Source organism: Pseudomonas sp. TE12508 (assembly GCF_056279485.1).
Genome location: NZ_JBWCCN010000020.1, coordinates 122143 through 142974 on the forward strand (window position 1 = coordinate 122143; position 20832 = coordinate 142974).

General features: G+C 61.2%; 8 protein-coding genes. 6 read left to right on the top strand and 2 right to left on the bottom strand.

Annotation, left to right across the window (positions count from 1 at the left end):
- Positions 1–8: 8 nt before the first annotated feature.
- Positions 9–1811, bottom strand: coding sequence for an acyclic terpene utilization AtuA family protein (locus tag ACZ9IM_RS25380; protein WP_427624345.1), 1803 nt, complete (start codon positions 1809–1811; stop codon positions 9–11).
- 178 nt (positions 1812–1989) lie between these two features.
- Between ACZ9IM_RS25380 and ACZ9IM_RS25385 the strand changes: the two genes are divergently transcribed.
- From ACZ9IM_RS25385 to ACZ9IM_RS25400, 4 genes are all read left to right on the top strand, one after another.
- Positions 1990–2616: a TetR/AcrR family transcriptional regulator gene (locus ACZ9IM_RS25385; protein WP_008075602.1), complete on the top strand. Its 627-nt coding sequence runs from the start codon at positions 1990–1992 to the stop codon at positions 2614–2616.
- 94 nt (positions 2617–2710) lie between these two features.
- Positions 2711–3505, top strand: a complete 795-nt coding sequence (locus ACZ9IM_RS25390; protein WP_427624347.1) for a substrate-binding periplasmic protein — start codon at positions 2711–2713, stop codon at positions 3503–3505.
- A 173-nt stretch (positions 3506–3678) separates the two neighbouring features.
- A complete protein-coding gene (locus tag ACZ9IM_RS25395) occupies positions 3679–4518 on the top strand; it encodes a sugar-binding protein (RefSeq protein WP_427624349.1) in 840 nt (279 codons plus the stop codon).
- Positions 4519–4666: 148 nt separating this feature from the next.
- Positions 4667–5680 carry a GNAT family N-acetyltransferase gene (locus ACZ9IM_RS25400; RefSeq protein ID WP_476225276.1) on the top strand — a complete coding sequence of 338 codons (1014 nt, stop codon included), beginning with the start codon at positions 4667–4669 and terminating at the stop codon, positions 5678–5680.
- Positions 5681–5834: 154 nt separating this feature from the next.
- Here ACZ9IM_RS25400 and ACZ9IM_RS25405 read toward each other — a convergent pair whose 3' ends face one another.
- Complete coding sequence (locus tag ACZ9IM_RS25405) at positions 5835–6383, bottom strand: RNA polymerase factor sigma-70 (RefSeq protein WP_007894994.1); 549 nt, start codon at positions 6381–6383, stop codon at positions 5835–5837.
- Positions 6384–6764: 381 nt separating this feature from the next.
- Here ACZ9IM_RS25405 and ACZ9IM_RS25410 point away from each other — a divergent pair, with 381 nt between their 5' ends.
- Together ACZ9IM_RS25410 and ACZ9IM_RS25415 are read left to right on the top strand one after the other, a co-directional pair.
- Positions 6765–19748: a non-ribosomal peptide synthetase gene (locus ACZ9IM_RS25410; RefSeq protein WP_476225277.1), complete on the top strand. Its 12984-nt coding sequence runs from the start codon at positions 6765–6767 to the stop codon at positions 19746–19748.
- 202 nt (positions 19749–19950) lie between these two features.
- Positions 19951–20763: an alpha/beta fold hydrolase gene (locus ACZ9IM_RS25415; RefSeq protein ID WP_476225278.1), complete on the top strand. Its 813-nt coding sequence runs from the start codon at positions 19951–19953 to the stop codon at positions 20761–20763.
- Positions 20764–20832 lie beyond the last annotated feature (69 nt).

Genomic DNA, 20832 nt, shown 5'->3' on the forward strand with positions numbered 1-20832 from the left:
GGTTTCCTCTAGTTGACCTGATCGGCGATGCGCCGAGGCACCGGAATCTGGATCTCCAGCAGTTGTTGGGCGAACGCCTTGCCTTGCGGATCGATCCGCAGGCTGGCCACGCCACCGCCGCCGAGTGCGTTCTCCAGAAGAAAATTAAAGCTCTGAGTGCCGGGTAAATACCAGCGTTCGACACGCCCGTGGATCGGGTCGAGGACATGGCTCATCCAGTCGACCATCACCTCAGGTGTCAGCGCTTCGGCGATCCATGGCAGGTAGTCGGGATGGCGGGCCATGACGCCGATGTTGCTGTGATTGCCCTTGTCGCCTGAGCGCGCCACGGCGAGTTTGATCAGGGCCACGCTGGCGTCGGCGCGCTCGGTGGGTTGGGGCGGATCGAACGGTAGCGGCAAGTCAGCCGGGTCGAGTACATCGAGGGCGGGCAGGGCGCAGGGGTGGCGCTCACCGGCGAGGTCGATTTGCAGGGTGCAGGCCGTTTTGTCGATCAGGAATGAAAACAGCCGAATCAGCGGGTACACCGTCGGCCGCCCGCCGACGATCCCGGTCAACCCTGGCGCCATGCCGGTGGCGGCTTGGGCGATTTCCCGGGAAAACAGAATCAAGGCCTGTTTGCTTGGGTGGCGCACTGCGAGTTTGATCACCACTTCGCGGCTGTCCTGGCGCTGGCCGTGGGGGCCATAAGTCGCTTCGCTGCCCAGCAGTTCGATGTTCACTTCGCTGTAGGGCGCCCAGCCGCGCTGGCTGAACATTTCCGAGGTCTTGTTGATGATCGCCTGGCTGACCCGTCGGGCCTTGGCCACGGCATCGATCCCGGCGATCAGGCAACTGGCGGTGCAGCGGAAACCGTCCGGATACGTGGCGCTGACTTTATAGTGATCGGTCGGCGGCAAGCCTTTTGCGCCATGCACCTGTACCGCGTTTTTGCCTTGTTGCACGAGTTTGACCTGACTGAAATCGCATACCACGTCGGGCAGCAAATAGGCCTGCGGGTCGCCGATTTCATAAAGCATCTGCTCGCCAACGGTCAGGGGCGTAACCAGGCCGCCGGAACCATCGGGTTTGCTGACGATAAACTGGCCGTCGGCGCCGACTTCGACGATCGGAAAACCGATGTGTTCGTAGTCGGGCACGTCGCGCCAATCGGTGAAATTGCCGCCGGTGCACTGGGCGCCACATTCAATGAGATGCCCGGCCAATGCAGCCTGGGCGAGTTTGTCGTAGTCGTGCCACGACCAGCCGAACTCATGCACCAGCGCGGCGCTGACCACGGCGCTGTCGACCACGCGCCCGGTAATCACAATGTCGGCGCCCAGGCGCAGGGCTTCGACGATGCCCGGCGCGCCGAGGTAGGCGTTGGTCGATACGCACATCGGCGGCAGGGGCGTACCACTGAACATCTCATGCAGGCCAAGGCTGCTCAGGTGTTTGAACTGCGGTTGCAGATCGTCACCCGATAGCACGGCAATCTTCAGCGTCACCCCGGCCTTGTCGCAAGCCGCTTGCAGGGCAGCGGCGCAAGCTTGTGGATTGACGCCGCCGGCATTGCTGATGACGCGGACCTTCTGTTCCGCGAGCTGGTTGAGGAGGGGACTGAGGACTTCGATGAAGTCGCTGGCGTAGCCGGCCCCCGGATCTTTCATCCTCGCCCCGGCCATGATCGACATCGTGATCTCGGCCAGATAATCGAACACCAGGTAGTCCAGCCGTCCGCCTTCCACCAGTTGCTCGGCGGCGGTCGAGGTGTCGCCCCAGAATGCGCTGGCGCAACCGATGCGGATTGTTTTAGGCGCAGTCAATTCCATAACCACCTCCGACAGAAGTGCTTTGAGACTACCAAGCAAGCGCTTGGTTTGTAAACGGCTGAAATATCTTCTGCCCAAGCGCTTGCTTGGTCGCCCCCGCCAGCTTAAATTGCCCGCGCAACCCCGCTGTTTTAGCGGCCAGCGGCGCAATTGATTGATCGACTGTAGGAGAGAACGGGTGGACGAGCAAAAAGCCCTGAGGGTGATGCGCGAATTGGTCGACAGCGGCCAATTGACCGACCCGGACAGCGCCCGCGGCAAACTGCTGCAAGTGGCCGCTCACCTGTTTCGCAACAAAGGTTATGAACGTACCACCGTGCGTGATCTGGCCAGTGCGGTGGGTATTCAGTCAGGCAGTATTTTTCATCACTTCAAAAGCAAGGACGAAATCCTGCGGGCAGTGATGGAGGAAACCATTCGCTACAATACCGCATTGATGCGCGCAGCCCTGGCCGAGGCCGGCAGTGTGCGCGAGCGGGTGCTGGCGCTGATTCGTTGTGAATTGCAGTCGATCATGGGCGGCAGCGGCGAGGCCATGGCGGTGCTGGTGTATGAGTGGCGTTCGCTGTCAGCAGAAGGCCAGGCGCAGGTTCTGGCGCTGCGTGATATTTATGAAAACATCTGGTTGCAGGTGCTGGGCGAAGCCAAGGACGCCGGTTTTATCCGTGGCGACGTGTTCATCACCCGCCGTTTCCTGACGGGCGCGTTGTCCTGGACCACCACCTGGTTTCGTGCCGATGGCAGCATGAGCCTCGATCAATTGGCCGATGAGGCGTTGATTCTGGTGCTTGAAGAACGGCAGTGAGCCGTCTATCTCGACAAGAAACTGGCTAAGTTGGCGAAACCGCCTAGCTTGAATGCATTGATGGATTTTTTTTTTCGGGGAGTAGGCTGTTTTGATGTCTTCGCCAATTCGGACAGCGTCTCGGCTTTTGCTGGCGGCGCTTGCAGTGTGCTGCGTGTTGCCGTCTCAGGCTGCGCAACAGGTGCGGGTCGGTGCCGCGCATTTTCCACCCTATACCGTGCGCCCGGAGTCCGGTGCCGACACCGGTCTGTTGCCGCAACTGGTGGAAGCGCTGAATCAGTTGCAAACCGACTATCAGTTTGTGCTGGTGCCCACCTCCATTCCCCGGCGTTTCAATGACTTCAAGGAAGGCCGGGTCGATATGGCGATTTTCGAGAACCCGGACTGGGGCTGGAAGGACATTGCGCATACCCTTGTCGACATGGGCCTGGAAGATGCAGAAATCTTTGTCGCGCAGAAGCAACCCGGTCGCGATGAGAATTACTTCAAGGACCTGACGGGCAAGCGTCTGGCGCTGTACAGCGGCTATCACTACGAGTTTGCCAGTTTCAATGCCGATCCCAAGTATCTGGCCGAAACCTATAAGGCCACGCTGACTTATTCCCACGACAGCAACCTGCTGATGGTGCTGCGTGGACGAGCGGACATTGCCTTGGTGACACGTTCCTACCTGAGCGATTACCTGCTGCGTAACGAGAAAGTCGGCGAGCAATTGCTGGTGTCGCAGCGCATCGATCAGGTCTATCACCATTACGCGCTGATTCGCCCGCAGGCGCCGATTACCGGTGAAGCATTTGGCAAGTTGCTGCAAGGCCTGCGAAACAATGGCCAGATGCTGAAGATTTTCGACCCTTACAAGATTGCCCTGGTGCCGGTGGGCAAACCCTGAAGGAGACAGTTTCTGAGTTCAGGGGGGGAGCAGACGACCGTTCATCGACTAATCGTGTTCTGCTGTTCGAACGGTCAGACTGACAGTAGACGCTTCGCCCAACGTGGTCTTAGCTCCTTTCCTGTGTCCGACCCCATGGAGGGGTTGGCTCTCATCCAGAAAGGATTTCTGCCATGACAACCCCCTCATTGGTTTCTCTCTCCTGCGTTCCTTCTCCTGTGGTGGCGCAAGCTGTCGACAATGTACTCATTCTGAAAAAGCCTGATGATTCGGCCGGTGTCACGGTCGAGGTGGCGCGTTGGCCGTTCATGGTGGTCAATCAAAAGGCGACGTTGCATGTCTGCGGTCAACAACCCGACGGCTCGCCAGTGATGCTGCGAGTGGCCGACGCCGAGCCCGTCACGCAGCAAGAGTTCACGGAAGGCTGGCGTCGGAATATTGCCTGGGCGTATTTGCAGAACCTCAAAGACCACAGCCATCTCTCGTTTGTTTTTCAGGCCGAGCTGGATGGAGGCAACTGTGCTTGCCCGGCACTGTTCCCGCCATTGTGTCTTGAGGTTCGGGCGCCTTTCGATGACACAACGACCTTCTCGGCAACAGACGGCACCAATAACTGGAATGGCTGGATGAGGGGGGAGGCTGCGACTGATCCACGGGATCTCACCATCACCAAAGATGGGGATATCTACGTATTATTCGACAACACCTACACCAACAACTCTGCCGGGACAGTGTTGAAAAAGACCTTTCAGAAGCTGGAGGTGGGGCGGTCCTATGAGTTCGGGTTGACCGTGCGCAGGTGGAACAACAGCTATTCAGTTCCAGTGCTGTCACTCAACAGCGGATCGCAAGTCATTGCACCCGCGACGGAAATTTCATCAACGGCCTGGGCGCCGCTCAAAGGCACTTTTACCGCGAGCGCGTCACAGATGGAGTTGCAGATCGTTAACCATGTCGCCACCGGAAACGGGAATGACTATGCCTTCCGCGAAATCTGGGTCAGGTCGATCTAGCGCCTGCACAACGTCAATGGCCTGGAACTGACCCAGGCTATGCATGCCACCGCGAACGCTGATTAAGGTTCGCGGTGTTTTTCGTTAAATTTCCATGCCTGGCTCACGTCCCTCAGTTAACTGTCGACGATTACCGTGAGCCCCACCCATGTCCAATCTGAATGACCTGACCACCCTGGCCTTGCCGTCAGGTAACTGTCTTGTAGCCGATGAAACCGCCAGCCGTCTGAGCCTCAGCCTGCAAGGGCAGCCGTTGATCGAACTGCGGCTGACCCGCGAGCCGGAGTTGCATCTGCGGCTGGAGGAGCGCTTCGGCCGTCCTGACGGTCAGGCATTCTGGGCGGCTTGCTATTGGCTGTTTGCCCGTGACGCGGCGTGTCAGCGTCTGACCTGGCAACTCGATGATGTGTCCACCGAAGCCTTGCTCAGCGGATTGCTGATCGCGACCGAAGTCACCGGCCAGTATCGCTGCGAACGCACGCTGTTCTGGCAATTGCCTCAGCCTTGGCTGGGTGAGTCGCGCACCGGCAGTTATCCGCAGCAAATGGTCATCAGTAGCGGCAAGCGCCATCCATTGCGTGCGGTGAAACCCCGTGGTGAGGTGTATCGACGCTTCGATGCGCGGCTCGGTGCGTGGGTTTCCCTGCGTACGGTAGAAATCGAGCATGACCTGGCGCGTTTCAACCGCTGGCAGAACAGCCCGCGGGTGGCGAGTTTCTGGCAGGAGGAGGGCAGTCTCGAGAAGCATCGTGAATACCTGAGCAAGCTCGAAGCCGACCCGCATACCTTGACGCTGATCGGCTGCTTCGATGATCAGCCGTTTGCCTATTTCGAAGCCTATTGGGCCAAGGAAGATCGCATTGCGCCGTTCTATGACGCCGGTGATTACGACCGCGGCATTCACATGCTGGTGGGCGAAGAACATCACCGCGGGCCGCACAAGGTGGCGAGCTGGCTATCGGCGCTGGTGCATTATCTGTTTCTCGATGATCCACGCACTCAACGGGTGGTCGCCGAGCCTCGCGCCGACAACGCGAAGATGATCGGGCATATGCACAATCAGTGTTTCCACTGCGAAAAAGAGTTCGACTTCCCGCACAAGCGCGCGGCGCTGATGGTGTTGGGGCGTGAGCGGTTTTTTGATCGATGTGCGTTGGCTTGATGCGTAAGGATCAAGACTTGCTTTGATCTTGAGTCAGCCATCGCGAGCAGGCTCGCTCCCACATTGAATCTCCTGTGAACACGCAATTTGTGAACACCAAAGATCGAATGTGGGAGCGAGCCTGCTCGCGATGGGGGCGCCGAGATTCAAGATATTAACGACGGGCGAAGGTATCCGCACGATTGCCCGACACCTTGCGGCAATGCACCAGCGCATCACGAATCATGAAGTTCACCAGGGTTGGCGAGACGCCGAGTTCCTTGGCGATGTCTTTTTGCGGTACGCCGTGCAGGCGATACATCTCGAAGGCGTAACGGGTGCGGCTGGGCAGCTCCGTCAGCGCATCGGCAATGTTTTCCAGGGTCGAGAAATTCATGTGCGAGGTTTCCGGCGAAGCGCCCTGAATCACCACATTCAGACCTTCCTCTTCCGGGCCCGAATACTTCTGCTCCAGCGCCTGCTTGCGGTAATGATCGATCGCCAGGTTGCGCACGATCTGGAACAGATAGCTGAGCTGCGCCTTGATTGACGACGTGATCTGCGGCGCCGATTGCAGCCGGAAGAACGCATCCTGCACCACGTCTTCGGCGCGTGATCGGCAACCGGTGATGCGGGCGGCAATCTTGACCAGAATCAGTCGGTTGTCGACGAAGGCCTGAAGTAGCGGTGAATCGCACCTGCTTGTGGATACTTGTTCCGTCATTGGAAATCACCTTGCTGCAAATAGGGTCGTGGGACGACAAGTGGGTCGGAGTCGTCCTACACATCGAGCGACAAATTAGGCTGAATGATAATGATTGTCAATTGAGAAAGAGAATTAATGCTCCACATAAGAGCAGAGTGAGAACGGCGACACGCTGACTCACCTACCTGGCTGCAAGCCTGCCGGCGCTCAAGCCTGGCGACTAATTATTTCAAGACTTCATCCGTTCTCATTGGTGAATGGTTCCGGGCGCAAGCCCCGGCCAAACCAGCATTCCCAAGCCTTGCGCGGTCGGCGAAGACCGCGTCCTGCATGCCCATGAACGGGCGTGACGTACGAAAACCGATTCCACTTGCAAGCCGAATTCAGGCAGGAAACCTCATGACCGACGCGTTCGAACTCCCTAGCACACTGGTCCAAGCCCTTCAGCGCCGCGCGGCCCTGACGCCGGACCGGGTGGCCTTGCGTTTTCTCGCCGAAACCCAGGATCAGGCTGTGGTGCTCAGTTATCGTGAGCTCGACCAACGGGCGCGAACCATTGCCGGCGCGTTGCAGGCCGAGACGTCGTTTGGCGATCGCGCGGTGTTGCTGTTTCCCAGCGGCCCGGATTACGTCGCGGCGTTTTTTGGCTGTCTGTACGCCGGCGTGATTGCGGTGCCAGCCTATCCGCCTGAATCGACCCGTCGTCATCACCAGGAACGTCTGCTGTCGATCATTAGCGATGCCGAACCACGCTTGCTATTGACCAGCGCTGACCTGCGCGACGCGTTGCTGCAAATAGACGAGGCGCCGCCGCTGCTGTGTGTCGACACCCTCGACAGCGCCTTGGCCGAACGCTGGGTTGCACCGGACTTGCAAGGCGAGCACATCGCCTTCCTGCAATACACCTCCGGTTCCACGGCGTTGCCTAAAGGCGTGCAAGTCAGTCACGGCAACCTGGTGGCCAACGAACTGCTGATTCGCCACGGATTCGGCATCGATCTGAACCCCGACGACGTGATCGTCAGCTGGTTGCCGCTGTACCACGACATGGGCTTGATCGGCGGCCTGTTGCAGCCGATTTTCAGCGGCGTGCCCTGTGTGTTGATGTCGCCGGCCTACTTCCTCGGCCGGCCATTGCGCTGGCTGGAGGCGATCAGCGAATACGGCGGCACCATCAGCGGCGGGCCGGACTTCGCCTATCGACTGTGCAGCGAACGGGTCAGCGAATCAGCGCTGGAACGCCTCGACCTGAGTGGCTGGCGCGTGGCGTATTCCGGTTCCGAACCGATTCGCCTCGACACCCTGGAACGCTTCGCCGAGAAGTTCGCGGCCTGTGGCTTTACCTCGGACAGCTTCATGGCCTCTTACGGCCTGGCGGAAGCCACGTTGTTCGTTGCCGGCAGCCCGCGTGGCCAAGGCATTCCATCGTTGCGTGTGGATGATCAAGCGCTGGCGCAGAACCGAGCCGAACCGGGCGATGGCAGTCCGATCATGAGCTGCGGCGTCAGCCAGCCGGATCACGCGGTGCTGATTGTCGATTCCGTATCGCTCGAAGAACTCGCCGATAACGCGATCGGTGAAGTCTGGGCCAGCGGGCCGAGCATCGCCCATGGCTACTGGCGCAACCCCGAAGCCACGGCCAAGACGTTCGTCCAGCACGCCGGCCGCACCTGGCTGCGCACCGGCGACCTGGGCTTTTTGCGTGACGGTGAGCTGTTCATCACCGGGCGCCTGAAAGACATGCTGATCGTTCGTGGTCATAACCTCTATCCGCAGGACATCGAACAGACCATCGAGCGTGAAGTGGAGGTGGTGCGCAAAGGTCGCGTGGCCGCATTTGCAGTCAGCATCGAGGGTCAGGAAGGCATCGGCATCGCTGCGGAAATCAGCCGCAGCGTGCAGAAAATCCTGCCGCCCGAGGCGCTGATCAAAGCCATCCGTCAAGCGGTGGCCGAGGCATATCAGCAAGCGCCGAGCGTGGTGGTATTGCTCAACCCGGGGGCGCTGCCGAAGACCTCCAGCGGCAAGTTGCAACGCTCCGCCTGCCGCAATCGCCTGGCCGATGGCAGCCTCGACAGCTATGCGCTGTTCCCGTCGGCAGACATCGCCAACCCATCCGAAGCTGAATCGGGCTCTGAGCTGCAAACGTTGATCGGCCAGATCTGGTGCGAGCAATTGCAGGTCAAGCAGGTTAACGCCGACGATCACTTCTTCCTGCTCGGCGGCAACTCCATCGCCGCCACTCAAGTGGTCGCACGCCTGCGTGAAGAGTTGGGGCTGGAGTTGAATCTGCGCCTGTTGTTCGAATCGCCAACCCTCGGCGCATTCGCTACCACGATCGCCCGGCAACAACAGGATGGCGGCCAGGCTCAAGGCGCGATCACCACGCTGTCGCGCAGCGACGCCATGTCGCAATCCCTGGCGCAAAACCGTCTATGGATCACCTGGCAACTCGACCCGCAGAGCAGCGCCTACAACATTCCCGGTGCCTTGCACCTGCGTGGCGAACTGGACGAAGACGCCTTGCGCGCCAGTTTCCAGCAACTGATCGAGCGTCACGAATCCCTGCGCACGCGGTTTTTCGAGCGTGATGGCGTAGCCCTGCAACAGGTCATTGCTGCCGGCGAATTCAACCTGCAAGTAATCGATATCAGCGACCTGCCAGACGCCGAGCGTGAAGCCCGCGCGCAGCAAATCCGCGAGGATGAAGCCCGCACCCGGTTCGATCTGGAAAAAGGCCCGCTGCTGTCGGTGACCCTGGTGCGCCTCGGCGATGAAGACCATCAACTGCTGGTGACGATGCACCACATCATCGCCGACGGCTGGTCGATGAACGTGCTGATCGACGAATTCTCGCGCCTGTATGCGGCAGCCTCTCAAGGCCAGACCGCCAGCCTTCCAGCGTTGCTAACTCAATACGCCGACTACGGCAGCTGGCAGCGTCAGTGGTTGGCGCAAGGGGAGGGCGAGCGTCAACTCGCTTACTGGAAAGCGCAGTTGGGCGTTGATCATCCGACCCTGAGCCTGGCCACCGATCATCCGCGCTCGACGCAACACACTTACAGCGCAGCCCGTCACACGCGGCGTTTGGACAAGCGTCTGAGCGATGCCATTCGCCAGACTGCCCAGGCCCATGAATCGACGCCGTTCATGCTGCTGCTCGCGGCATTCCAGAGCCTGCTGCATCGCTACAGCGGTCAACGCGACATCCGCATCGGCGTGCCGAATGCCAACCGTCCGCGTCTGGAAACCCAAGGGCTGATTGGCTTTTTCATCAACACCCAGGTGCTGCGCGCCGAGGTGGATTCGCGACTGCCGTTCGTTGAGTTGCTGGCGCAAACCCGTAAAGCCGCATTGGGCGCGCAAGCGCATCAGGACCTGCCGTTCGAACAATTGCTCGAAGCCTTCCCCCAGGCCCGCGAGCAGGGCTTGTTCCAGGTGATGTTCAACCATCAGCAACGGGATCTCACTGCGCTGCGTCGCTTGCCGGGACTGCTCGTCGAAGAGCTGCCGTGGCACAGTCGCGAAGCCAAGTTCGATCTGCAACTGCACAGCGAAGAAGACCGCAATGGTCGCCTGAGCTTGTCGTTCGACTACGCCAGCGAGCTGTTCGCCGCCGCGACCATCGAGCGCCTGGCCGAGCATTTCAGCAACCTGCTGCGAGCCATTTGTGAGCAACCGAAAACCGCCATCGGCGACCTGCAACTGCTAACCCCGAGTGAGCACGATCAGCAATCCGCCTGGAGCGCCGCACCCTGCACCCCGGCCAGTCAATGGCTGCCGGAGTTGCTCAACGAACAAGCGCGCCAGACCCCGGAGCGCACCGCGCTGCTGTGGGACGGCGGCAGCCTGAATTTTGCCGAACTGCACGCCCAGGCCAACCGCTTGGCGCATTACCTGCGCGACAAAGGCGTCGGCCCGGACGTGTGCGTGGCCATCGCCGCCGAGCGTTCGCCGCAGTTGTTGATTGGCTTGCTGGCGATCATCAAGGCCGGCGGCGCTTATGTGCCGCTGGACCCGGATTACCCGGCCGAGCGCCTGGCCTACATGCTCAGCGACAGTGGCGTCGAGTTGCTGCTGACCCAAACCGGGTTGCTCGACCGCCTGCCGGCCACCGACGGCGTCAGCGTGATTGCTATGGACGCCCTGCATCTGGAGAACTGGCCAAGCCATGCGCCCGGTCTGCACCTGCACGGCGACAACCTGGCCTACGTGATTTACACCTCCGGTTCCACCGGTCAGCCGAAGGGCGTTGGCAATACTCACGCGGCCCTCGCTGAACGCCTGCAATGGATGCAAGCCGCCTACCGTCTGGACCAGACCGATGTGCTGATGCAAAAAGCGCCAATCAGTTTCGACGTGTCGGTGTGGGAGTGCTTCTGGCCGCTGATCACCGGGTGCCGCCTGCTGATCGCCGGCCCTGGCGAACACCGCGATCCGCACCGCATCGCGCAGCTTGTTCAGCAGTACGGCGTGACCACACTGCACTTCGTACCACCGTTGCTTTCCTTGTTCATTGACGAACCGCTCAGCGCCGAATGCACCAGCCTGCGCCGGCTGTTCTCCGGCGGCGAAGCCTTGCCCGCCGAACTGCGCAACCGGGTGCTAACGCAACTGCCGGCGGTGCAACTGCACAACCGCTATGGCCCAACCGAAACCGCGATCAACGTCACCCACTGGCATTGCACAACGGCTGATGGCGAGCGCTCGCCGATTGGCCGGCCATTGGGCAACGTGTTGTGCAGCGTGCTCGACAGTGACCTCAATCCGGTACCGGCCGGTGTGCCGGGTGAACTGTGTATCAGTGGTATCGGTTTGGCCCGTGGCTATCTGGGTCGCCCAGGTCTGACTGCGGAACGCTTTGTGGTCGATCCGCTGGGCGAGCAGGGCGCACGTCTGTACCGCACCGGTGACCGTGCGCGCTGGACCGCCGACGGTGTGATCGAATACCTTGGACGTCTCGACCAGCAAGTCAAACTGCGTGGTTTTCGTGTCGAACCGGAAGAAATCGAAGCGCGTCTGTTGGCGCAGTCTGGCGTCGCCCAAGCGGTGGTGCTGGTGCGCGAAACGGCGGCCGGCGGACAGTTGATTGGTTACTACACCGCCACTGAAACCAGCGAAACCATCGATGCTCAAACCACCCGCCTGAAAACCGCACTCGCCGCCGAGCTGCCGGAATACATGGTCCCGGCGCAACTCATGCGTCTGGACGAAATGCCCCTGAGCCCGAGCGGCAAACTCGATCGCCGCGCCTTGCCGCAGCCCCAGTGGCAAGTCCGCGAACATGTCGAACCGGTCACTGCCCTTGAGCAACAAATCGCCGGTATCTGGCGCGAGGTGCTGGGCCAAACGCAGATCGGCCTGCGCGACGACTTCTTCGCCCTCGGCGGCCACTCGCTGTTGGCCACGCAAATCATTTCCCGCACCCGCCAGGCTTGCGACGTTGAGTTGCCGCTGCGGGCGCTGTTCGAGGCCAGTGAACTGGGCGCGTTTGCCGAACAGGTTCGCTTGATCCAGGCCAGCGGCAAAACCAACAAGCAGCCGCCGATCGAGAAGGTCGACCGCAGCCAACCGGTGCCACTGTCCTATTCCCAGCAACGCATGTGGTTTCTCTGGCAGATGGAACCGGACAGCCCTGCCTACAACGTCGGCGGCATGGCGCGGTTGCGCGGCGTGCTGGATGTCGGGCGTTTCGAAGCGGCATTGCAAGCGCTGATCATGCGTCACGAAACCTTGCGTACGACGTTCCCGAGCGTCGACGGCGTGGCCCGGCAACAGGTGCATCCAGACACCGGTATGCGCATGGACTGGAAGGATTACACCACGCTGGATGCCGATAGCCGCGAATGGCAGGTCCAGCAACTGGCCGATGACGAAGCCCATAAACCTTTCGATCTGGAAACCGGACCGCTGCTGCGTGCTTGCCTGGTCAAGACCGCCGAGCAGGAACATTACTTCGTCCTGACCCTGCACCACATCGTCACCGAAGGTTGGGCGATGGACATCTTCGCCCGGGAACTGAGCGCGCTCTACGAAGCGTTCGTCGATGATCGCGATTCGCCGCTGCAACCGCTGCCGGTGCAGTACCTGGATTACAGCGTATGGCAGCGGCAGTGGCTGGAGTCCGGCGAGCGTCAGCGCCAGCTCGATTATTGGACCGCGCAACTGGGCCGCGAACATCCGCTGCTGGAATTGCCGGCCGACCGTCCGCGTCCGCCGGTGCAAAGCCATCAGGGCGAACTGTTCCGCTTCGATCTGAGTGATGACCTCGCGGCGCGGGTTCGTGCCTTCAACGCCTACAACGGTCTGACCCTGTTCATGACCATGACTGCCGCGCTGGCGGTGTTGCTTTATCGCTACAGTGGCCAGACCGATCTGCGCATCGGTGCGCCGGTGGCCAACCGCATTCGCCCGGAAAGCGAAGGGCTGATCGGCGCGTTCCTCAACACTCAAGTGCTGCGTTGCCAGCTCGACGGGCAGATGTCTGTCGGCGAGTTGTTCGAGCAGGTTCGCCATACCGTGATCGAGGGCCAGTCCCATCAGGACCTGCCGTTCGATCATCTGGTGGAAGCCTTGCAGCCACCGCGCAGTGCGGCTTACAACCCGCTGTTCCAGGTGATGTGCAACGTGCAGCGCTGGGAATTCCAGCAGAGTCGCACCCTGGCCGGGATGACGGTCGAGTACCTGGCCAACGATGCGCGAGCGACCAAGTTCGACCTCAACCTGGAAGTCACTGACCTCGACCATCGCCTCGGTTGCTGCCTGACCTACAGCACCGATTTGTTCGATGAACCGCGCATCGCGCGCATGGCCGGGCACTGGCGCAACCTGCTGGAAGCGTTGCTCGCCGACCCACAACAACGCCTCAGCGAACTGCCGTTGCTGGAAGCCACTGAACAGCAAAACCTGCTCGACAGCCTCGGCATTGAGCCGGGCGAGCATCGCCTCGATCAATGCATCCATCACCTGTTCAGCGAACAGGCGCTGGTGCGCAAGGACGCACCGGCCCTGACGTTCGCCGGGCAAACCCTGAGCTACGCCGAGCTCGACAGTCGCGCCAATCGTCTGGCCTGGATGCTGCGCGAGCGCGGAGTCGGGCCACAGGTGCGGGTCGGTTTGGCGCTGGAGCGTTCGCTGGAGATGGTCGTCGGCCTGCTGGCAATTCTCAAGGCGGGCGGCGCCTATGTGCCGCTGGACCCGGAATACCCGCTGGATCGCTTGCACTACATGATCGAAGACAGCGGCATTGGTTTGCTGCTCAGCGATGCGGCGATGTTAGCGGCCCTCGGTGAATTGCCGGCCAGCGTTGGCCGCTGGTGCCTGGAAGAAGATGCCGTCGAACTGGCCAATTACCCGGCCACTGAGCTGCCGTTTATCAGCCTGCCGCAACATCAGGCATACCTGATTTACACCTCGGGCTCCACCGGCAAACCGAAAGGCGTGGTGGTGTCCCACGGTGAAATCGCCATGCATTGCCGCGCGGTGATCGAACGCTTCGCCATGCGACCCGACGACTGCGAATTGCACTTCTATTCGATCAACTTCGATGCTGCGACCGAGCGTCTGCTGGTGCCGCTGTTGAGTGGCGCGCAAGTTGTCCTGCGTGCGCAAGGCCAGTGGGATGCAGAAGAAATCTGCGGGCTGATTCGTCGCCACAACATCAACATTCTTGGTTTCACCCCGAGCTACGGCAGCCAGTTGGCGCAATGGCTGGCGACCCAGGGCGAAACCCTGCCGGTGCGCATGTGCATCACCGGCGGCGAGGCGTTGACCGGCGAACACCTGCAACGGATTCGCGCGGCGTTCAAACCGAGCCTGTTTTTCAACGCTTATGGCCCGACTGAAACCGTGGTCATGCCGCTCGCCAGCCTGGCGCCCGAGCAATTGGAGGAGGGGCTGGGCAGCGTGCCGATCGGCAGCGTGATTGGCGCTCGGGTGGCGTACATCCTCGACGCCGATCTGGCGTTGGTGCCGCAAGGCGCGACGGGCGAGTTGTACGTCGGCGGTGCCGGCCTGGCGCAGGGGTATCACCAGCGTCCGGGCATGACTGCCGAACGATTTGTCGCCGATCCTTTTGCAGCGAACGGCGGGCGTCTGTATCGCACCGGTGACCTTGTCCGTCAGTGTGCCGATGGGCGGGTCGAGTACCTCGGCCGGATTGACCATCAAGTGAAGATCCGTGGTTTCCGTATCGAACTGGGCGAGATCGAAACCCGTTTGCTGGAACACGAGTCCGTGCGTGAAGCGGTTGTTCTGGCACTCGATGCGCCGAGTGGCAAGCAATTGGTCGGCTACCTGGTCACCAACATCGCCGAACAGGATGAAGCGCAGCAAACTGCATTGCGCGAAGCGTTGAAGGCGCACCTCAAAGCGCAGTTGCCGGATTACATGGTGCCGACGCACTTGATCCTGCTGGCCAGCATGCCGCTGACCGCCAACGGTAAACTCGACCGTCGCGCGCTGCCGGCCCCGGACCCGGAGTTGAATCGTCAGCAGTACGTGGCGCCGAGCAATGAACTTGAGCTGACCCTTGCCGGGATCTGGTGCGAAGTGCTGAACGTCCAGCAGGTCGGCCTCAACGACAACTTCTTCGAACTGGGCGGCGATTCGATTCTGTCGATCCAGGTGGTCAGCCGTGCGCGGCAGCAGGGCATCCACTTCAGCCCGCGTGACCTGTTCCAGCACCAGACCGTGCAGACGCTGGCCGCCGTCGCGACCCGCACCGAGCAGATCACCGCCGAGCAAGGCCTGCTGAGCGGTGAATCGCGTCTGACGCCGATTCAGCATTGGTTCTTCGATACCGACATTGCGCAGCGTCAACACTGGAACCAGGCGTTGCTGCTGGAGCCGACCGTGGCGCTCGAGCCTCATCGTCTGGAGCAAGCGCTGCTGGCGGTGATCGAACAGCACGACGCCTTGCGCCTGCGTTTCACCGAGGTTGACGGCCATTGGCAGGCCGAGCACCAGGCGGTTTCCGACGCTGCCGTGCTGTGGCAGGTGCACGTGGCGGCCATGGACAACTGCGCGGCGCTGTTCGCCGATGCCCAACGCAGCCTCGACCTTGAGCAAGGGCCGCTGATGCGGGCGCTGCTGGTCGATGATCCTGAGGGGCAACAACGGCTGTTCATTGCCATTCACCACCTGGTGGTGGACGGGGTGTCGTGGCGAGTGCTGCTGGACGATCTGCAAACGGTTTATCGTCAACTCGAGTCCCGACAGTCAGTAAAACTGCCGGCGAAAACCAGCGGCTTCAAGGACTGGGCCGCACGCTTGCAGGCATATGCTGGTAGCGAATCCCTGCGTGAAGAATTGAGCTGGTGGCAGACGCAACTGGCCGGCCCAAGCGCTGAATTGCCCTGTGATCGTCCGCAGGGTGGTCAGCAAAATCGTCACGCGCAAACCGTCAGCGTGCGCCTCGACAGCGAGCGCACCCGCCAACTGCTGCAACAGGCGCCGACGGCCTATCGCACCCAGGTCAATGACCTGCTGCTGACCGCATTGGCCCGTGTGGTGTGCCGCTGGAGCGGTCACGAATCGGCGTTGATTCAACTCGAAGGCCACGGTCGCGAAACCCTGTTCGACGAGATCGACCTGACCCGCACCGTTGGCTGGTTCACCAGCGCCTATCCGCTGCGCCTCACACCCGTGAGTGAACAGGGTGCCTCGATCAAAGCGATCAAGGAGCAACTGCGCGCCGTGCCGCACAAGGGTTTGGGTTATGGCGTGCTGCGTTACCTGGCCGATGGCCTGTGCCGTCAGACCATGGCCGCGCTGCCGGTGGCGCCGATCACCTTCAACTACCTGGGTCAGTTCGACCAGAGCTTCGGCGGTGATGCGCTGTTCCGGCCGCTGGATGAACCAGTGGGCGCGGCCCACGATCCACACGCGCCGCTGCCCAACGAGCTGAGCGTCGACAGTCAGGTGTATGGCGGTGAGTTGGTGCTGCGCTGGACCTTCAGCGCCGAACGCCATGACCTGCAAACCATCACCGAACTGGCAGAGGCGTATCTGGGCGAATTGCAAAGCCTGATCCAGCATTGCCTGAGCGACAACGCGGGCGGGCTGACGCCGTCGGACTTCCCGCTGGCCAGACTGACTCAGCCGCAACTCGACGCATTGCCCGTCCCGGCGGCGATGATCGAAGACGTCTACCCGCTGACCCCGATGCAGGAAGGCATGCTGCTGCACACCTTGCTCGAACCGGGCACCGGCCTCTACTACATGCAGGATCGCTACCGCATCAACAGCGAACTCGACCCCGAGCGTTTCGCCCAGGCCTGGCAAGCGGTGATCGCCCGTCACGAAGCCTTGCGCGCCTCGTTCTGCTGGAACGTCGGCGAAGACATGCTGCAGGTGATCCACAAACCGGGCAGCACGCCGATCGAATATCTGGACTGGAGCGCGGTTGCCGAAACCGAGCAAGAGCCGAAGTTGCAGGCGCTGCTGAAAAACGAGCGCGAGGCCGGGTTCGATTTGCTCAACCAGGCACCGTTCCACCTGCGCTTGATCCGCGTGGGCGCGGCGCGTTACTGGTTCATGATGAGCAACCACCACATCCTCATCGATGCCTGGTGCCGTTCGCTGCTGATGAATGATTTCTTCGAGATCTACACCGCCCTCGGCGAAGGCCGGGAAGCGCAACTGGCTGTGCCGCCGCGTTATCGCGATTACATCGGCTGGCTGCAACGCCAGAGTCTGGCCGAAGCGCGGCAGTGGTGGCAGCAGAACCTGCGAGGTTTCGAGCGCACCACACCGATTCCGAGCGACCGGCCGTTCCTGCGTGAACATGCCGGCGACAGCGGCGGCATGATCGTCGGCGACCGCTATGCCCGACTCGATGCCCGCGATGGTGCGCAACTGCGCGAACTGGCCCAGGCCCATCAGCTGACCATCAACACCTTCGCCCAGGCGGCGTGGGCGCTGGTGCTGCGTCGCTTGAGCGGCGATCGCGACGTGCTGTTCGGCGTCACGGTGGCCGGGCGTCCGGTGGAAATGCCGCAGATGCAACGCACGGTCGGGCTGTTCATCAACAGCATCGCCCTGCGGGTGAAAATGCCCGAAGACGATCAGCGTTGCAGCGTTCGCCAGTGGCTCACTGGCTTGCTCGACAGCAACATGCAGCTGCGCGAGTACGAATACCTGCCGCTGGTGAGCATTCAGGAAAACAGCGAACTGCCTAAAGGCCAGCCGCTGTTCGACAGCCTGTTCGTGTTCGAAAACGCCCCGGTGGAAGTCTCAGTGCTGGACCGTGCGCAAAGCCTCAACGCCACCTCGGATTCGGGCCGCACCCACACCAACTTCCCGTTGACCGCGGTTTGTTATCCGGGCGATGACCTGGGCTTGCACCTGTCCTACGACCAGCGTTATTTCGATGAATCCACGGTCGAGCGCATGCTCGGCGAATTCAAGCGCCTGCTGCTGGCGCTGGTCGAAGGCTTCCATGGCGACATGGCCGATCTGCCGCTGCTGGGCCTCGAGGAACAGGACTTCCTGATTCATGGCTGCAACCAGAGTGAACACGAGTACCCGCTGGAGCAGAGCTATGTCTCATTGTTCGAAGCGCAGGTTGCCGAGCATCCGCAGCGAGTTGCCGCCAGTTGCCTGGATCAGCAGCACAGCTACGTTGAGCTGAACCAGCTCAGTAACCGTCTCGGCCATGCGCTGATTGCGGCCGGCGTCGGCCTGGATCAACCGGTGGCGCTGCTCGCCGAACGTAACCTTGATCTGCTGGGCATGATCATCGGCAGCTTCAAGGCCGGTGCCGGTTACCTGCCGCTGGACCCGGGCCTGCCGAGTCAGCGCCTGAGTCGAATCATTGACCTGAGCCGCACGCCGTTGCTGGTCTGCACCCAGGCGTGTCGTGAACAAGCCATCGCGCTGCTGGAAGAGTTCGGTTGTGCCAATCGACCTCGATTGCTGGTCTGGGAAGACGTGCAGGCGAGCGATGTTTCGGTGGCCAATCCGGGCATTTACAGCGGCCCGGACAACCTCGCTTATGTGATTTACACCTCGGGTTCCACCGGTCTGCCGAAGGGGGTGATGGTCGAGCAGCGCGGCATGCTCAATAACCAGTTGAGCAAGGTGCCATACCTGAAACTGAGCGAGGCCGACGTGATCGCCCAGACCGCTTCGCAAAGCTTCGATATTTCGGTCTGGCAGTTCCTCGCCGCGCCGTTGTTCGGTGCTCGGGTGGACATCGTGCCGAACAGCATCGCCCACGATCCGCAAGGCTTGTTGGCTCACGTTCAGAGCCAGGGCATCACCGTGCTGGAAAGCGTGCCGTCGCTGATTCAGGGCATGCTCGCCCAGGACCGCATGAGCCTCGATGGCCTGCGCTGGATGCTGCCGACGGGTGAAGCGATGCCGCCGGAGCTGGCGCATCAGTGGTTGCTGCGTTATCCGCAGATTGGTCTGGTGAATGCTTACGGTCCGGCGGAATGCTCGGACGACGTAGCGTTCTTCCGCGTCGACCTGGCCTCGACACGTGGCAGTTATCTGCCGATTGGTACGCCGACGGATAACAACCGTTTGTACCTGCTCGATGGCGCGCTGGACTTGGTGCCATTGGGAGCGGTGGGTGAGTTGTGCGTGGCCGGCATCGGCGTGGGTCGTGGCTATGTGAGCGATCCGTTGCGTACTGCGCAAGTGTTTGTGCCGAACCCGTTCGGCGCACCGGGGGATCGCCTGTATCGCACCGGCGACCTGGCCCGACGTCGCAGTGATGGCGTGCTGGAATACGTCGGGCGTATCGACCATCAAGTGAAGATCCGCGGTTACCGCATCGAACTGGGTGAAATCGAGGCCCGTCTGCACGAGCAACCGGAAGTTCGCGACGCGGCGGTGGGTGTGGAGGAAGGCGTCAACGGCAAGCATTTGGTCGGCTATCTGGTCGCAGCGGAGTCGGCGCTGAATCCGAACGAACGACTGGAGCGTATCAAGCAACGTCTGCGCGCCGAATTGCCGGAATACATGGTGCCGCTGCACTGGTTGTGGCTCGACAAGCTGCCGCTCAACGCCAACGGCAAACTCGATCGCAAGGCCTTGCCGGCACTGGAGATTGGCCAGTTGCAGAGCCAGGACTATCAGGCGCCGCGCAATGAGCTGGAGCAGACCCTGGCCGATATTTGGGCTGAGGTGTTGAAGGTCGAGAAGGTCGGCGTGCGTGACAACTTCTTCGAACTCGGTGGGCATTCGCTGCTGGCCACACAGATCGCCTCGCGGGTGCAAAAAGCCCTGCAACGCAACGTGCCGCTGCGGGCGATGTTCGAGTGCAGCACGGTGGCGGAGCTGGCCGAGTACATCGACGGGTTGGCGGCGAGCGACATTACCGAAGATAAGGTGGATCGGTTGAATGACCTGATGGCGGAGTTGGAGGGCCTGTAGTTCTCTAGCGTTTGTGAAGGCCCCTTCGCGAGCAAGCCCGCTCCCACATGGGGCTTGCGAATACAGATCCAGTGTGGGAGCGGGCTTGCTCGCGAAAGGGCCAGTGCAAACACCACATAAGGTTCGGGTTGACTGCCGATCGCCACCGGCTCAGTCTTCCTGTGCTTTTTTAATGGATATTATTTCACCAGGGAGACAGTCGATGCCCTTCGTAACGGTTGACGGACAAGCGCTTCACTACATAGATCAAGGCACAGGCCCTGCGGTACTGCTGGCCGGCAGTTACCTGTGGGATCAGGCTATGTGGGTGCCGCAGATTACGGCGCTGTCGCAGCACTATCGGGTCATCGCCCTGGACCTGTGGGGCCATGGCCAATCCGGGCGGATGCCCGAATGCACAAACTCGCTGGATGACGTGGCACGCCAGGCCTTGGCATTGCTCGATCATCTGGACATCCATAAGGTCACGCTGGTCGGTCTTTCGGTCGGTGCCATGTGGGGCGTTCGACTGGCGCTGTCAGCACCGCAGCGGCTCAACGGTCTGGTGCTGATGGACACCTACGTCGGCGTCGAGCCGGAACCGACTCGCCAATACTATTTCTCGCTGTTCAAGCAGATCGAAGACAGCGGTGTGATCTCGCCGCAGTTGCTCGACATCGTCGTGCCGATCTTTTTCCGGCCCGGCATCGACCCGCAGTCGGCGCTGTATCAGGGTTTCCGCGCCAAACTGGCTGCGCTGCCGGCCGACCGCTTGCGTGAAAGCATCGTGCCGATGGGGCGGATTACCTTTGGTCGTGACGATCTGTTGCCGCGCCTGGGTGAACTGAACCCTGAAACCACGCTGTTGATGTGCGGCGATCAGGACAAACCGCGACCGCCGTCGGAAACCAGAGAAATGGCCGAGTTGATTGGTTGCCCGTATGTGCTGGTGCCGGAGGCTGGGCATATCTCTAATCTGGAGAATCCGCAGTTCGTTACAGATGCACTGCTGAAGTTTCTAGGCGGGAGAAATTAGCCGATTTTGATGGCCTCATCGCGAGCAGGCTCGCTCCCACAGGTGACCGCATATCCCTGTGGGAGCGAG

Bases quoted from the DNA above. Each gene is read 5' to 3' on its own strand.
- ACZ9IM_RS25380 (WP_427624345.1), bottom strand. From the start codon at position 1,811: ATGGAATTGACTGCGCCTAAAACAATCCGCATCGGTTGCGCCAGCGCA.
- ACZ9IM_RS25390 (WP_427624347.1), top strand. From the start codon at position 2,711: ATGTCTTCGCCAATTCGGACAGCGTCTCGGCTTTTGCTGGCGGCGCTT.
- ACZ9IM_RS25395 (WP_427624349.1), top strand. From the start codon at position 3,679: ATGACAACCCCCTCATTGGTTTCTCTCTCCTGCGTTCCTTCTCCTGTG.
- ACZ9IM_RS25400 (WP_476225276.1), top strand. From the start codon at position 4,667: ATGTCCAATCTGAATGACCTGACCACCCTGGCCTTGCCGTCAGGTAAC.
- ACZ9IM_RS25405 (WP_007894994.1), bottom strand. From the start codon at position 6,383: ATGACGGAACAAGTATCCACAAGCAGGTGCGATTCACCGCTACTTCAG.
- ACZ9IM_RS25410 (WP_476225277.1), top strand. From the start codon at position 6,765: ATGACCGACGCGTTCGAACTCCCTAGCACACTGGTCCAAGCCCTTCAG.
- ACZ9IM_RS25415 (WP_476225278.1), top strand. From the start codon at position 19,951: ATGCCCTTCGTAACGGTTGACGGACAAGCGCTTCACTACATAGATCAA.